The sequence below is a fragment of the Modestobacter sp. Leaf380 genome (assembly GCF_001424485.1).
In the GTDB taxonomy this organism is placed as follows: Bacteria; Actinomycetota; Actinomycetes; order Mycobacteriales; family Geodermatophilaceae; genus Klenkia.
The window spans coordinates 640,570-654,845 of sequence record NZ_LMQC01000012.1 but is presented as its reverse complement, the minus strand read 5'-3'; the positions used below and the strand labels follow the sequence as shown (position 1 = coordinate 654,845).

12 protein-coding genes are annotated in these 14,276 nt (G+C 74.3%); 9 read left to right on the top strand and 3 right to left on the bottom strand.

Annotation, left to right across the window (positions count from 1 at the left end; translation table 11 throughout):
* Position 1: 1 nt before the first annotated feature.
* Both ASG41_RS11235 and ASG41_RS11230 read left to right on the top strand, forming a co-directional pair.
* Positions 2-943: a transglutaminase family protein gene (locus ASG41_RS11235; protein ID WP_235564729.1), complete on the top strand. Its 942-nt coding sequence runs from the start codon at positions 2-4 to the stop codon at positions 941-943.
* Positions 944-1,078: 135 nt separating this feature from the next.
* Complete coding sequence (locus tag ASG41_RS11230; RefSeq protein ID WP_157519276.1) at positions 1,079-2,980, top strand: clostripain-related cysteine peptidase; 1,902 nt, start codon at positions 1,079-1,081, stop codon at positions 2,978-2,980.
* A gap of 72 nt (positions 2,981-3,052) precedes the next feature.
* On the opposite strand, the gene ASG41_RS11225 is transcribed toward ASG41_RS11230, so the two are convergent.
* Together ASG41_RS11225 and ASG41_RS11220 are read right to left on the bottom strand one after the other, a co-directional pair.
* Entirely contained in the window at positions 3,053-3,751 is a 699-nt protein-coding gene (locus ASG41_RS11225; protein ID WP_056294003.1) for a hypothetical protein, read from the bottom strand.
* On the bottom strand, positions 3,748-5,181 hold the full coding sequence (locus tag ASG41_RS11220; RefSeq protein WP_056294001.1) for a prealbumin-like fold domain-containing protein: 1,434 nt from the start codon (positions 5,179-5,181) through the stop codon (positions 3,748-3,750). Before ASG41_RS11220 ends, ASG41_RS11225 begins: the two co-directional genes overlap by 4 nt.
* A 166-nt stretch (positions 5,182-5,347) precedes the next feature.
* Here ASG41_RS11220 and ASG41_RS11215 point away from each other — a divergent pair, with 166 nt between their 5' ends.
* Positions 5,348-7,153 carry an ABC-F family ATP-binding cassette domain-containing protein gene (locus ASG41_RS11215; RefSeq protein WP_056294895.1) on the top strand — a complete coding sequence of 602 codons (1,806 nt, stop codon included), beginning with the start codon at positions 5,348-5,350 and terminating at the stop codon, positions 7,151-7,153.
* On the opposite strand, the gene ASG41_RS11210 is transcribed toward ASG41_RS11215, so the two are convergent.
* Positions 7,150-7,557, bottom strand: coding sequence for a helix-turn-helix domain-containing protein (locus tag ASG41_RS11210; protein ID WP_056293998.1), 408 nt, complete (start codon positions 7,555-7,557; stop codon positions 7,150-7,152). The genes ASG41_RS11215 and ASG41_RS11210 overlap by 4 nt on opposite strands.
* 79 nt (positions 7,558-7,636) lie before the next feature.
* Here ASG41_RS11210 and ASG41_RS11205 point away from each other — a divergent pair, with 79 nt between their 5' ends.
* The 6 genes from ASG41_RS11205 to mnhG are packed head-to-tail and all read left to right on the top strand — an operon-like array spanning position 7,637 to position 14,150.
* Positions 7,637-10,651 carry a Na+/H+ antiporter subunit A gene (locus ASG41_RS11205; protein ID WP_082556794.1) on the top strand — a complete coding sequence of 1,005 codons (3,015 nt, stop codon included), beginning with the start codon at positions 7,637-7,639 and terminating at the stop codon, positions 10,649-10,651.
* The gene (locus ASG41_RS11200) at positions 10,648-11,241 is read left to right on the top strand and encodes a Na(+)/H(+) antiporter subunit C (RefSeq protein ID WP_082556793.1); all 594 of its coding nucleotides are present in this window, start codon (positions 10,648-10,650) and stop codon (positions 11,239-11,241) included. Before ASG41_RS11205 ends, ASG41_RS11200 begins: the two co-directional genes overlap by 4 nt.
* Entirely contained in the window at positions 11,241-12,821 is a 1,581-nt protein-coding gene (locus ASG41_RS11195; protein WP_056293996.1) for a Na+/H+ antiporter subunit D, read from the top strand. Before ASG41_RS11200 ends, ASG41_RS11195 begins: the two co-directional genes overlap by 1 nt.
* The gene (locus ASG41_RS11190) at positions 12,818-13,399 is read left to right on the top strand and encodes a Na+/H+ antiporter subunit E (protein WP_056293993.1); all 582 of its coding nucleotides are present in this window, start codon (positions 12,818-12,820) and stop codon (positions 13,397-13,399) included. Before ASG41_RS11195 ends, ASG41_RS11190 begins: the two co-directional genes overlap by 4 nt.
* Positions 13,396-13,725, top strand: coding sequence for a monovalent cation/H+ antiporter complex subunit F (locus ASG41_RS11185; protein WP_056293989.1), 330 nt, complete (start codon positions 13,396-13,398; stop codon positions 13,723-13,725). Before ASG41_RS11190 ends, ASG41_RS11185 begins: the two co-directional genes overlap by 4 nt.
* Positions 13,722-14,150, top strand: coding sequence for a monovalent cation/H(+) antiporter subunit G (gene mnhG, locus ASG41_RS11180; protein ID WP_056293986.1), 429 nt, complete (start codon positions 13,722-13,724; stop codon positions 14,148-14,150). The genes ASG41_RS11185 and mnhG overlap by 4 nt, the downstream gene beginning before the upstream one ends.
* Positions 14,151-14,276 lie beyond the last annotated feature (126 nt).

Sequence of the window (14,276 nt, the reverse complement as noted above, 5' to 3'; positions counted from 1 at the left end):
GGTGGGGCAGCACCAGTCGCAGGGGCCCGTCGTGCGGGCCTCCTCCGTGCAGACCGGGCAGCAGGCCGCCCAGTCGCAGTCCCAGGTCGCACCGACGCCGGACCGGTGGCGGCTGCAGGTCGTGCACCGGACCCGGTTCCGCTACGGCGGTCCGGTCCGGACCTCCTACAACGAGGCCCGGATGACCCCGGAGAACACCACCCGGCAGACCACCCTGCGCTCGCGGGTGGAGATCGAGCCGGCGGCCACCGTGCACGCCTACCGGGACTACTGGGGCTCCACGGTCACCGCGTTCGACCTGCACGGCCCGCACACCGAGCTGGCCGTCGTGGCCACCTCCGTGGTCGAGGCCGGGCTCGAGCCCGACCCGGCACCGGTCGTGGACTGGGCGCAGCTGGCCACCGCCGACGTCGTCGACCGGTTCGGGGAGATGCTGCGCCCCACGCCGTTGACCGCGATGGACGCCCCCGTGGTCCGCGCCGTCCGGGACGTCGTCGGGGACGCCGACCCGCGGGAGGCCGGGCACCGGGTGTGCCGCTTCGTGCACGACCACATGCAGTACCTGTCCGGGTCGACCAACGTGAAGACCAACGCCATGCAGGCGTGGACGTCGGGCAAGGGCGTCTGCCAGGACATGGCGCACGTGTCCGTCGGGCTGCTGCGTGCGCTGGGCATCCCGGCGCGCTACGTCTCGGGCTACCTGCACCCCCGCCCCGACGCCCCGGTCGGCGAACCGGTCAAGGGCGAGAGCCACGCCTGGGTCGAGTGGTGGGACGGCAGCTGGACCGGCTACGACCCCACGAACGTCGTGGAGATCGGCACCCGCCACGTGACGCTGGGTCGCGGCCGGGACTACAAGGACGTCCCGCCGCTCAAGGGCATCTTCTCCGGCCCGCGCAGCGAGGGGCACTCGGTCGTCGTGGAGGTCACCCGGCTGGCCTGACCCGGGCACCGCCGTGTGACCTGCACGAACGCGACACGATCTGTTGTCACACAGCCTCCGGACCGACGGTCGTCGGGTGGGGCACGCTGCCTGCGGTCGGGCGCCACGTCGGCGCCCGTGAGGCGGGGAGTGCGCGTGCGGACGAGTTCGACGACGAGGGCGGCCGCGGTGGCGCTCAGCCTGGGGCTGCTGCTCACCGGCTGCGAGACCGGCGGCGAGGAGGTCCCCGAGGAGACCGGTGCGGCCGCGGGCGAGGGCTGGACGGTGATGCTCTACTCGATGGCCGACACCGACCTGGAGGCCGCGCTGCTGGGTGACGTCGGCGAGCTCGCCGGGGTCGGGTCGCAGGGCGAGCTGAAGATCGAGGCGCTGGTCGACCGGGCCGCCTCGGACGAGGAGCCCAGCTACAGCGGTGCCGACCTGCTCGACGCCGGCGCCTGGTCGGGGGCCCGCACCTTCTCGGTGCAGCCCGACAGCCTGGAGCTGCGCGAGGACCTGGGTGACGTCGACACCGCCGACCCGCAGGTGCTGGCCGACTTCATCGCCGCCAGCGTCGAGGCCTCGCCGTCCGAGCACTACGCGCTGGTCCTCAGCGACCACGGGGCGGGCTGGCCCGGCGTCGGCGCCGACGAGTCCGCCGGCCAGTCCACGATGGACCTGGCCGGACTGCAGACCGGCATCTCCGACGGCCTGGCCGCCGCCGGGCTGGACCGGCTGGACCTGGTGGGCTTCGACGCCTGCCTGATGGCCACCTACGAGACCGCCGCCACGATGGCCCCGCTGGCCGACCGGATGATCGCCTCCGAGGAGCTCGAGCCCGGACACGGCTGGGACTACGCCGCCTTCGGCGTCCTCACCGACCCCGCGACCGACGTGGACACCCTGGGCCGGGCCGTCGTCGACGGCTTCAACGCCCAGGCCACCGCGGAGGACACCGTCGACCAGACGACGCTGTCGCTGATGGACCTCACGCAGCTGCCCGCCCTGGACGAGGCGATGACGGCGCTGGCCGGGGTGCTCACCGACCGCGCCGCCGACCTGTCCCCGGCCGTCGGCAGGGCCCGCTCGACGACGCTGGCCTTCGGTGCCGACCCCGACCCCTCGCGGTCCACCGGGCAGGTCGACCTGGGGCAGCTGGCCGGTGAGATCAGCGTCGCCGCCCTCGACGTCGCCGACGAGGCCGACGCCGTGACCCGGGCACTGGGCGACGTCGTCACCTACCAGGTCGATGGCAAGGCCTACCTGGGCGCCACCGGGATGAGCGTCTACTTCCCGGCGGAGGCCGAGTACTACGCGCCGGCCTACGCCGACGTCGTCGCGGCGGGTGCCTGGTCGGCGTTCCTGGACGCCTACTACGGCGCGGGTCAGGCGGTGCCGGAGGGCGACCAGCCCGCGTTCGAGACCGGGGACGGGCTCAGCGTCGCCTTCGACGCCGACGGCCTCACCGTCTCCGCGCCGCTGGCCGCCACCGGCGCCGCCTCGGCCCGGGTCGTCTACGGCCAGCGCCAGGACGACGGGTCGCTGCTCATCACCGGTGACGAGGAGGGCACCGTCGGCGAGGACGGCACCGTCTCGGGGTTCTACGACCTGACCGGGTTCACCATCACCGACGGCCAGGACACGATGGACGCCTACCTGTCCCTGGACAGCGACGAGGACTCCCCGCTGTTCACCGTGACCGTGCCGCTGGACTACGTGGCCCCCGGTGGCAGCCGGGACGCAGCCGAGCGCATCCGGCTGTCGATCACCATCGACCAGGACGCCGGTGAGGTGACTTCGGAGGCCTACTACGCCGAGTCCGGTGACGGCCTGTTGGCCGAGTTCACCCCGGACCCGGAGGGCCTGGTCTTCACCCTGCTCCAGGCCGAGGACGGCTCCTGGGTCTCCCCGGAGGGACCGGGCCTGTTCGCCGACCTCCCGGGCCTGCAGTACGGGTTCGACCGGCTCCCCTCGGGGACGGCGCTGTACGTCGCGCTGCTGGTCGCCGACTTCGCCGGCAACGAGACCGCCCTGGACGCCGAGGTCACCGTCCCCTGACCTGACGCCCGACCGCGAACGGCCTCCCGCACCGGTGACGGTGGGGGAGGCCGTTCGTGCGCGCGGGGGTGGTCAGGGGGTGCGGCGACCGGCGTCCGGCAGGAGCAGTCGGGCCGGGAGGCCGGCGGCCTCGCCCGCGGGCGTCATCGGCGGCTGGCGCTCGACCGACGGCGGGACCCGGGCCCGCCAGGCGTCGGACTGGGCGGACAGCCACGCGTCGCCCAGGTCGGTGAGCCGGCCGTCGCCGCGCAGCGGTGCCCAGCCCAGCCCGATGCGGACCGCGTCGGCGGTCGCGACCAGGCGGGTGCCGATGCGGCGACGGCGGTACCGGGCGGCCACGTACACCTGGTCGACCGCGCCGGAGGTCGGGGACCAGCGCACCGCGCCCACCTGGTCGGCCCAGGTGACGCCGGCGGTGGCCAGGTCGTCGACCCCGACGACCCGTCCGTCGGGGAGCGCGTCGGTGGAGAAGGCCACCAGGTCCACGGCGTCCCCGCTCCCGGCTGGCCCGAGGGCGAACCAGAGGTGCGGGGAGCCGGGCGCCAGGTCGGGGGACACCCGCACCAGGGCGGGCACGTGCCCCTCGTCGTGTACGTGCGCCTCGGCCAGCCATCCGGCCGGGTGCGCCGGGGGGCCGGGCAGGTCCACGACCGTCCCGTCGGGGAAGCCGGGACCGGCCACGGACACCAGGACGCTGCGGCCCTCGGGTGTGCGGTGCCGGCCGTACCAGACCGCGGTCCCGAGGGTCCGCGGCCTGCCCGCAGGGGTCACGCCCGCTGACGCCGCCGGCCGGTGGCCACGGTGAGGGCGGCGCCGGCGCCCAGGGCGAGGACGCCGAGACCGACCAACGGGCCCACCTCGGCGCCGGTCGTCGCCAGGGCGGGCGACCCGGCAGCGGACACGGCAGCGGACACGGCGGCGGACACGGTGAACGTCGCGGTCGAGGTCGCGCCGCTGGTCAGGCCGGTCGCGGTGACGGAGTGCGGGCCCGCCTCCAGGCCCGCGGGGAGGGTGAAGGTGAAGGTCGCGACGCCCTGGGCGTCGGCCACCACGGTGCCCAGGTCGACGGGGGTGGAGAAGAGGGTGCCGCGCACCGTCTCGCCGGGGGTGAAACCGCTCGCCGTGATCGTCTGCTGCCGGCCGGCGGCGACGGTCGCCGCGGCGACCGTGGCGGCGCCCGGTGTCGTCGTGGGCGCAGCGGTCGTGGGCGGCGTGCTCGTGGGCGGGGTGACGACGGGCGGGGTGACGACGGGCGGGGTGGTGTCGGCGACCGTCAGCCGCAGCGGCGCGTCGCGCTCGGTGACGGTGGCCGCGGCCGGGACCGCGAACGGGTGGGCGGCCGAGGCCGGGGCCGGGATGCCGCCCGGGCCGCGCGTCTGCACGACGAGGTGGTCACCGGGCAGGTACCCGCCGTCGAAGGTCGCGCGGCCGTCGGCCCCCGTGGTCGCGGTCACCGGGGTGGAGCCCGGTGCGCAGGTCCCGGCCGTGGCAGGGCACAGGGTGAACTGGGCGCCGGCCAGCGGGCCGCTCCCGGTCAGGGCGACGCCGAGGGTGCGGTAGCCGTGCCGCACGGGCAGTTCCAGCGCGCTCCCCCCGGGGCCCGCGGGAGCCGCCCCGGCCGGGGTGTACCCCGGGACCGTGATCGGTGTGGTCGGCACCAGCAGCTGACCGGAGGCCGGCAGACCGACCAGCGTGGCGGTGAAGACCGAGTCGTCCGGCAGGTCGGCCACGATGCCGACGGAGGGACCGGCGTTCGTCGTGGGGATCGCACTGCCGGCCGGGAAGACGCAACCGCCGCTGCCGACGAAGGTGCAGACGGCCGATGCCGTGGACGGGACGCCGAGCTGCTGGCTGAAGCGGAGCTCGACCTGGGCGCCGGTCAGGGCCAGGACCCGACCGGCGGGCAGGACGTCGGGTGTCAGCGTGAGGTGCAGCTTGCCGGTGCCGAAGCTGGCCCCGGCCGGGGTGGCCGCCTGCGGTGCCCCCTCCGTGTCGGCGGCCGCCCGGGACGTCAGCACCTCGGCCGGTGCCGCCTGCGACTCCGACGGGGAGGACACCGGGCTCGACGGGTCGGACACCGGCGTCGGCGCCTCCTCGGCCAGCGCGCCCGGGGCCACCGCCGTCCCCAGCGCCAGCGTGCCGAGCACCAGGGCACTCAGGCGGGCGGTGCGGGGCAGGGCACCGCGAGCAGCGACGAGCATGGGAGTACCTCTTCCGGACGGGCGTCGCCGTCCGCACGGCGCATCACGCAGAGCATGCGGTGCGACACGCGGCATCACGGTCACCGCCACGGCGTGTCGCGGTGTGGACGTGCTGGTCGGAGCGGTCGTCGGCGAGGTGGCACCGACCTGGGAGACTCGAGTCCTCATGACGACTCCGCTCAACCTGGTCTCGCTCGAACGCGTCTCCAAGGCCCACGGCACGACCTCCCTGCTCGACGACGTCTCCCTCGGCATCTCTGCCGGTGAGCGGATCGGCGTCGTCGGGCGCAACGGCGGGGGCAAGTCGACGCTGCTCTCGGTGCTCACCGGCGTGGAACCCCCCGACTCGGGCCGGGTCACGATGCGCAACGACATCGCGATGGGCGTGCTCGACCAGGCGGGCACGCTGCCCGAGGGCACGACCGTCCACGACGTCGTGCTCTCCGGGTACGCCGCGGAGCACGAGTGGGCCGCCGACCCCGCCGTCCGCTCGGTGCTGACCGGCCTGGAGCTGGACCGGCTCGGCCTGGACGCACCCGTCGCCCCGATGTCCGGTGGCGAGCGCCGCCGGGTCGCCCTCGCCGCCCAGCTGGTCCGCCCGCTGGACCTGCTGGTCCTCGACGAGCCCACCAACCACCTGGACGTCGAGGGCGTCGCGTGGCTGGCCGAGTACGTCAAGCAGCGCGCCGGCGGCATGGTGGTCGTCACCCACGACCGCTGGTTCCTCGACGAGGTCTGCACGACCACGTGGGAGGTCGCCGACGGCTCGGTCTACGCCTACGACGGCGGCTACTCCGCCTACACGCTGGCCCGCGCGGAGCGCGCCCGGATCTCCAGCGTCACCGAGGAGCGCCGGCTCAACCTGGTCCGCAAGGAGCTGGCCTGGCTGCGCCGTGGCCCGCCGGCCCGGACCAGCAAGCCCAAGTTCCGCATCGACGCAGCCCAGGCGCTGATCGCCGACGAGCCGCCGGCCCGGGACAAGCTGGCGCTGGCGAACTTCGCCGCCCGCCGGCTGGGCAAGACCGTCTTCGAGCTCGAGCACGTCGACTACGCCGTCCCCACCGAGGACGGGCCGCGCTCGCTGTTCCGCGACCTGGACTGGAACGTCGGCCCGGGCGACCGGATCGGCATCGTCGGGGTCAACGGCGCGGGCAAGACCTCGCTGCTCAAGATGCTGGTCGGGGAGAACGAGCCCGATGCGGGCGCGGTGAAGACCGGGCAGACGGTCTCGCTGGCCTACCTGTCCCAGCACGTCACCGAGCTGCCGCCCAAGGCGCGCGTGCTCGAGGCCGTGCAGGACGTCGCCCGGGTCGCCCGGCTGGGCAACCAGGAGATCTCGGCGTCCACGCTGGCCGAGCGCTTCGGCTTCGCGGCCAGCCGGCAGTGGACCCCGGTCGGAGACCTCTCCGGTGGTGAGCGGCGGCGGCTGCAGCTGCTGCGGCTGCTGATGGCGGAGCCCAACGTGCTGATCCTCGACGAGCCGACCAACGACCTGGACATCGACACCCTCACCGCGCTGGAGGACCTGCTCGACGGGTTCCCCGGCACGGTGCTGGTGGTCAGCCACGACCGGTACTTCGTCGACCGGGTCTGCGACACCGTGGTCGCGCTGCTGGGCGACGGCTCCCTCGCGCAGCTGCCCGGCGGGGTCGAGGAGTACCTGCGCCGGCGGGCCGCCGGCGGTGCCCCGCTGACGACCGCCTCCGGTGGTCAGTCCGGCGACCTGTCGACGACGGCCCGGCCGGCCGTGTCCGCGGCCGATGCGCGGGCCGCCCGCAAGGAGGCCTCCAAGCTCGAGCGACGGATGCTCAAGCTGGACGGCGAGGAGAAGAAGCTGCACGACCAGCTGGCCGCCGCGGCCACCGACCACGCCAGGGTGGCCGAGCTCAACGTGCAGCTGCTGGCCGTGCAGGCCGAGAAGGAGCAGGTCGAGAGCGACTGGCTGGCCGCGGCGGAGCTGGCCGAGGCCTAACGCGCGTCCTGGCGGGCCCCGCCCCGGGTGGGGGCCGCCGGGCGGTGCTCGTCGTGGTGGCACCGCTGCTGGTGGGCCAGGACGTCGGCCAGCCGCAGCCGACGGTGGCTGCCCGGCTGGTCGTAGGGGATGGCCCCGTGGTCCAGCAGGCGCACCAGGGTCGGCCGGCTGACGCCGAGCAGGTCCGCCGCCTCCTGGGTGGTGAGCAGCTGCTCGTGCCTGCTCAGGGTCACCGCGGCGCCGTCGGCGAAGGCGTCGGCGACGAACTGCAGCGCCTCGTCGAGCTCGGCGGGCAGCTCCACCTCGGTCCCGTCGGACCCGCGCAGCACCCACGGCCCCGGCGGCAGTGCCGCCAGGTGTGACCGGGGCGGCAGCACCGTCGACTCGCGCAGGTGGTGGTCCACGGGGCAGACTGTAAATCGAACGAATCGAACGCGCGCGTCCTGAGCCCGTCCGGCGGCGCCGACAACCCTCTGGAGACCCGTGGGCCTGCTGCTCCTCGCACACCTGGTGGCCGCCGTCCTGGCGCCGCTGCTGGTGCGCTGGTGGGGCCGCTCCGCCTACTACGCACTCGCCCTGGTGCCCGCGGCCGGCTTCGTGTGGCTGGCCACCCGGCTGTCCACCGTCCTGGACGGCGGCACCGTCGAGGAGCGGACCACCTGGATCCCGGCGCTGGACCTGCACGTCACGCTGCGGCTGGACGCGCTCGCGCTGGCCGTCGCGGCGCTGGTCACCGGGGTCGGTGCGCTGGTCTTCGTCTACTGCGCCCGGTACTTCGAACGCGACGACGAGGGGCTCCGCCGGTTCGCCGGTGTCCTGATGGCGTTCGCGGGCTCCATGCTGGGCCTCGTCGTCGCCGACGACATGCTGCTGCTGTACGTGTTCTGGGAGCTGACCACGGTCTTCTCCTTCCTGCTGATCGGTGGCAGCGGTGCCAAGGTGGCCGGCCGCCGCGCCGCGCAGCAGGCGCTGATCGTCACCACCGCCGGCGGCCTGGCGATGCTCGTCGGGCTGGTCATGGTCGGCCAGGCCAGCGGCAGCTACCTGCTCAGCGAGGTCGTCGCCGACCCGGGCACCGGCCCCGTCGTCACCGTGGGGGTGCTGCTGGTGCTGGCCGGCGCGGTGACCAAGTCGGCGATGGTGCCCTTCCACTTCTGGCTGCCCGCCGCCATGGAGGCCCCCACCCCGGTCAGCGCGTACCTGCACGCCGCCGCGATGGTGAAGGCCGGCATCTACCTGGTCGCCCGGCTGGCCCCCGGCTTCGCCGACACCCCGGGCTGGAAGCCGGTGGTCGTCGGACTGGGCCTGGCCACCATGCTGCTGGGCGGCTACCGGGCGTTGCGCCAGTACGACCTGAAGCTGCTGCTGGCCTTCGGCACCGTCAGCCAGCTGGGCTTCCTCATGGTGCTGGTGGGCAGCGGCAGCCGGGAGGCCGCCGCCGCCGGGATCGCCATGCTGCTGGCGCACGGGCTCTTCAAGTCCACCCTCTTCCTCTCCGTCGGGGTCATCGACCACACCTGCGGCACCCGCGACCTCCGCGAGATCTCCGGCCTGGGCCGCCGGGTCCCGGTGCTCGCCGTCATCGCCGGCCTGGCCGGCGCCTCGATGGCCGGGCTGCCGCCGCTGCTGGGCTTCGTGGGCAAGGAGGCGGCGTTCACCGCCTTCCTGGACGGCGGCCTGGCCGACCGCACCTGGGCGCTGCTCACCCTGCTGGGCCTCGTCCTCGGCTCGGTCCTGACGGTGGCCTACACCGCCCGGTTCCTCTGGGGGGCCTTCGGCACCGGCGGCTCGCTGCGGCACTGCGACGCCGACCGCCCGGCCCCCGAGCACCTGCACCGCCCCGGCCCGGCCTTCCTGGCCGCCCCGGCCGTGCTCGCCCTGCTCGGGCTGGCCGCCGGCCCGCTGAGCCCCGCGCTCGAGCCGCTGGTCGCCCGGTACGCCGACACCCTGCCGCTGGTCGCCGAGGAGGCCGAGTCCCTCGCCCTGTGGCACGGGCTGCAGCCGGCCCTGCTGCTGTCCCTGGTCACGGTCGGCGGCGGTCTGGCGCTCTTCACCGCCCGCGACCTCATCGCCCGGCTGCAGCGCCGGCTGGCCGTCGACGCCTCGGCCGACGAGGGCTACTGGCACACCATGCGCGGGCTGGACCGGGTCGCCCAGACCACCACCCGCCGCACCCAGCGCGGCTCGCTGCCCACCTACCTCGGCGTCATCCTCGTCGTGCTGGTGGCCCTGCCCGGCTCCGTGCTCGTCTTCCGGGCCCCGTGGCCGGAGGAGATGCGGCTGTGGGACACCCCGGTGCAGGCGCTGATCGGCGTCGTCGTCCTCGGTGCGGCCGCGCTCGCCGTCCGCATCCGGCAGCGGCTGTCCGCCGTCCTCGTCGTCGGCGTCACCGGCTACGGGGTCGGCGTCCTGTTCGCCGTGCAGGGCGCCCCCGACCTCGCGCTCACCCAGTTCCTGGTCGAGACGTTGACCCTGGTCACCTTCGTGCTGGTGCTGCGCAAGCTGCCCAAGGACATCTCCGACCGGCACCAGGCCAAGGAGCGCACCGCCCGCGGCCTGATCGCCGTCGCCGTCGGACTGCTCATGGGCGGGGTCGGCGTCGTCGCCCTCGGCGCCCGGACGGCGACCCCGGTCTCGGTGGACTACCCGCAGCAGGCCTACGAGTTCGGCGGCGGCGAGAACATCGTCAACGTCACGCTGGTCGACATCCGGGCCTGGGACACCATGCTCGAGGTCTCGCTGCTCGTCGTCGTCGCCACCGGGGTGGCCAGCCTGGTCTTCCTGCGCGAGCGCACCGGCGCGGTGGCCCGGGCCACGGACGCGGCCACCACGACGTCGGAGGCCAGGCGTGCCCCGCGGGACCGGTGGCTGGCCGCCAGTGCCACGCTCGCCCCGCAGCGGCGCTCGGTCATCCTCGAGGTCGTCACCCGGGTGCTGTTCCACACCATCGTCGTGCTCAGCGTCTACCTGCTCTTCAGCGGCCACAACGTGCCCGGCGGCGGGTTCGCCGGCGGCCTCGTCGCCGGTCTGGCGCTGGTGCTGCGCTACCTGGCCGGCGGCCGCTACGAGCTCGGTGAGGCCGCGCCGGTCGACCCGGGCAAGCTGCTCGGCGGCGGGCTCCTGCTGGCCGGCGGCACCGGCATCGCCGGCCTCGTGCTCGGTGCCGACGCACTGCAGACCACCATCCTCGAGCGCACCGTGCCGGTCCTCGGTGACGTCAAGCTGGTCACCTCGCTCTTCTTCGACATCGGCGTCTACCTGATCGTCATCGGCCTCGTCCTGGACGTGCTGCGCAGCCTCGGCGCGCAGATCGACGCCGACGACGAGGAGGACGACGACGAGGGCCCGCAGGAGGACGGCGACGGCAGCGGCAGCGGCGCCGTCGGGTCCGGCGCCGGTGGCCTCGCGGGGTCCGTCAGTGGCAGGGGCGCCCGGGACGACGGCCCGCACCCCGAGTCCCGCCAACCCGACCCGGCCGGCCAGGGAGGTGCCCGATGACCCCCACCGTGGTGTTGCCGGTGATCGTCGCCGGGCTGTACGCCGCCGGTGTCTACCTGCTGCTGGACCGCAGCCTGACCCGCGTGTTGCTGGGCTTCCTGCTGCTGGGCAACGCGACGAACGTCCTGCTGCTGTCCGCCGGCGGGGTGGCCGGTCTGGCGCCGATCCTGCCCGTCGACGACGAGTCGGAGATCAACGACCCGCTGCCGCAGGCCCTGGTGCTCACCGCCATCGTCATCACCTTCGGCATCTCGGCGTTCGTGCTGGCGATGATCTACCGCTCCTGGCGGCTGGTCCGCGACGAGGTCGTCCAGGACGACGCCGAGGACCTCCGGGTGGCCACCCGGGAGGAGATCGACGCCGACGAGCGCGACCCCGAGCTGCTCAGCCCGGCCGACCGGGGACCCGGCGACGGGTTCAGCGTCGAGGCCGGGCCGCACCCCGCCGACGGCACCCCCTCCGACGACGTCGGGCTGGAGCTGGCGCAGGTGGAGGCGGCCGAGAACGAGTCCGCGGAGGCCCGGGCGGTCGGCGACGTCCCACCCACCCGCGCCGGCGGGGAACCAGCACACCGGGAGGAGGAGCACTGATGGAGGACCTGATCCGGGTGCTCACCCCGCTGCCGGTGCTGCTGCCGCTGCTGGGTGCCGCCGGCGCGCTGTTGGTCGGCCGGCACCCGCACCTGCAGCGGGCACTGAGCATCGTCGTGCTCTCCGGCGTGCTGGCCGTCTCGGTGTCGCTGCTGTTCATGGCCGACGCGCAGGGCGCCACCTCGGTGTCCGTCGGTGGCTGGCCGGTGCCGCTGGGCATCGTGCTGGTCGTCGACCGGCTGTCGGCGCTGATGCTGGTCGTGGCCAACACCGTGACCCTCGGCGTGCTGGTCTTCGCCGTCGGCCAGGGTGTCGCCGACGGCGACGAGACCGACACCCCGCTGTCGATCTTCCACCCGACCTACCTGGTGCTCGTCGCGGGCGTGAGCAACGCCTTCCTGGCCGGGGACCTGTTCAACCTCTACGTCGGCTTCGAGGTCCTGCTGGCGGCCAGCTACGTGCTGCTCACCCTGGGCGGCACGGCCGGTCGCATCCGGGCCGGCATTACCTACGTGGTGGTCAGCCTGATGAGCTCGCTGGTCTTCCTGGCCGCGATCGGCCTGGTCTACGCCGCCACCGGCACGGTGAACATGGCCCAGCTCGCCGTCCGGCTCGGGGACCTGCCCGAGGGCACCCAGCTGCTGCTGCAGTCCATGCTGCTCGTCGCGTTCGGCATCAAGGCCGCGGTCTTCCCGCTGTCGGCCTGGCTGCCCGACAGCTACCCGACCGCCCCGGCGCCGGTCACCGCGGTCTTCGCCGGTCTGCTGACCAAGGTCGGCGTCTACGCGATCATCCGCACGAACACCCTGCTGTTCCCCGACGGGGCGCTGGACGACCTGCTGCTGTGGGCCGCGCTGGCCACCATGGTGGTCGGCATCCTGGGTGCGGTCGCGCAGACCGACGTCAAGCGGATGCTCTCCTTCACCCTGGTCAGCCACATCGGCTACATGGTCTTCGGCATCGCCCTGGGGACGACGGCCGGCTTCGCCGGGGCGATCTTCTACGTCGTCCACCACATCGCCATCCAGACCACGCTCTTCCTGGCCACCGGTCTGGTCGAACGACGCGGGGGGACGACGAACACCGAGAAGCTGGGCGGGCTGGCCAAGGCGTCCCCGTTGCTGGCGATCCTGTTCTTCGTGCCGGCGATGAACCTGGCCGGCATCCCGCCGCTGTCGGGCTTCATCGGCAAGCTCGGCCTGCTGGAGGCCGGCGTCGCCGTGGGCGGGGTGGGCCCCTACGTGTTGGTCGCCGGCGCCGTCGTCACCAGCCTGCTCACCCTGGTCGCCATCGCCCGCGTGTGGGGCCGGGCGTTCTGGCGCCCGCGCGCGGTGGACACCGCCGAGGAGGACGTCGCCGCGGTGCGCCCCGCGACCGGCACGGCGACCACCACCGAGGAGCTCCAGGCGGCCACGCTGCCGGTGACCATGGTGGCGGCGACCGCCGGGTTCGTCGCGATCACGGTCGCGATCACGGTCTTCGGCGGGACGCTCTACGGCGTCGCCGACCGGGCCGCGGCGGACCTGCTGGACCGCACGCCCTACCTGGAGTCGGTCTTCGGCGACCGGGTGATCGAGTGACCGCGCAGGTGACCCGGCTGCGCCAGCAGGTGCCTCTGCTGGTCTGGCTGGTGCTGGTCTGGATGCTGCTGTGGGGCACGTTCTCCTGGGCGAACCTGCTCTCCGGGACGGTGATCGCCCTGGTGATCACGACGCTGCTGCCGCTGCCGAGCGTGGAGACGACGGGCCGCTTCCGCCCGCTGGCCGCCCTCCGCTTCCTGGGGCGCTTCCTGGTGGACCTGCTGGTGTCCAGCGTCGAGGTGTCCTGGTTGGCGTTCCGGCCCGGCCGGCACCGCTCGGCGATCATCACCGTGCAGCTGCGCACCGACTCGGACCTGCTGCTGACCGTCATCGCCGAGGCGCTGTCGCTGGTGCCGGGCTCGCTGGTGCTGGACCTGGACCGCGAGCACTCGGTGATGGCGATCCACCTCGTGCAGGTGCGCGACCTGGAGCACGTGGAGCGGCAGCGGGCCAACGTGCTGGGCATGGAGGACCGCGTCGTGCGGGCCTTCGGCTCTGCCGCCGACATCGCCCGGCTCGACGAGCCCGGCACCACCACCCCGGAGACCGAGGGGACCGAGAGGATGAGCCAGCGGTGACCGTCGTCGCGATCGCCTGCTTCGCGCTGCTGGGTGGCGGCGCCGTGCTGATCCTGGCCCGGCTCGCCCTGGGCCCCTCGCTGCTGGACCGGGTGGTGTCCACCGACGCACTGCTCGTCACCATCGCCTGTGGCATCGCCGTCTACTGCGCGGTCTACCGGGACATCTCGCTGGAACCGGTGCTGCTGGTCGTGGCGTTGCTGGCCTTCGTCGGTTCGGTGTCGGTGGCCCGCTACATCGGCGGCATGCTGGTCTCCGCCGAGACCCCCACCGACGCCACCCCGTCCGACGCCGACCTGGCCGGCCACCCGGAGCCCGCCCCGTGAGCCCCGCCGACGTCGTCGCCTCGGTGTGCCTGGTCGCCGGCTGCTTCCTCTGCCTGACCGCGGGCCTGGGTCTCATCCGCTTCCCCGACGTCCTCAACCGGATGCACGCCGCCACCAAGCCCCAGGTGCTCGGCGTGCTGCTGGTGATGACCGGCGCCGTCATCCGTCTCGCCGGGCAGCCCATCGTCTGGATGCTGGTGCTGGTAGCCGTCTTCCAGCTGATCACCGCACCGGTCAGCGCGCACATGGTCAGCCGGATCGCCTACCGCCGCCGGCACGTCCGCCGCGACCTGCTGCTGGTCGACGAGCTGGGCCGCCCCGGCACCGCGCCCCCCACCCGCCCCCACCCCGAGCACCCCGAGGGCGACCCCGACGCCGACGAGCCCGCCGACGGCCCCGAGTCCGGCCCCCGCACCACCTCCTGACCCCCCCGAGCCGTCGCGAGGCCCCCGAGGTCGGTGTCGCGGCTCCGCGCCCGGTCCCGCTGGGTGGCTCAGCCGCCCAGCTGGTGGCTCAGCCGCCTCCGCTGGGTGGCTCAGCCGCCCAGCTGG

Coding starts and splice junctions, on each gene's coding strand:
- ASG41_RS11220 (WP_056294001.1), bottom strand. CDS start 5,181: ATGCTCGTCGCTGCTCGCGGTGCCCTGCCCCGCACCGCCCGCCTGAGT.
- ASG41_RS11200 (WP_082556793.1), top strand. CDS start 10,648: ATGACCCCCACCGTGGTGTTGCCGGTGATCGTCGCCGGGCTGTACGCC.
- ASG41_RS11215 (WP_056294895.1), top strand. CDS start 5,348: ATGACGACTCCGCTCAACCTGGTCTCGCTCGAACGCGTCTCCAAGGCC.
- ASG41_RS11195 (WP_056293996.1), top strand. CDS start 11,241: ATGGAGGACCTGATCCGGGTGCTCACCCCGCTGCCGGTGCTGCTGCCG.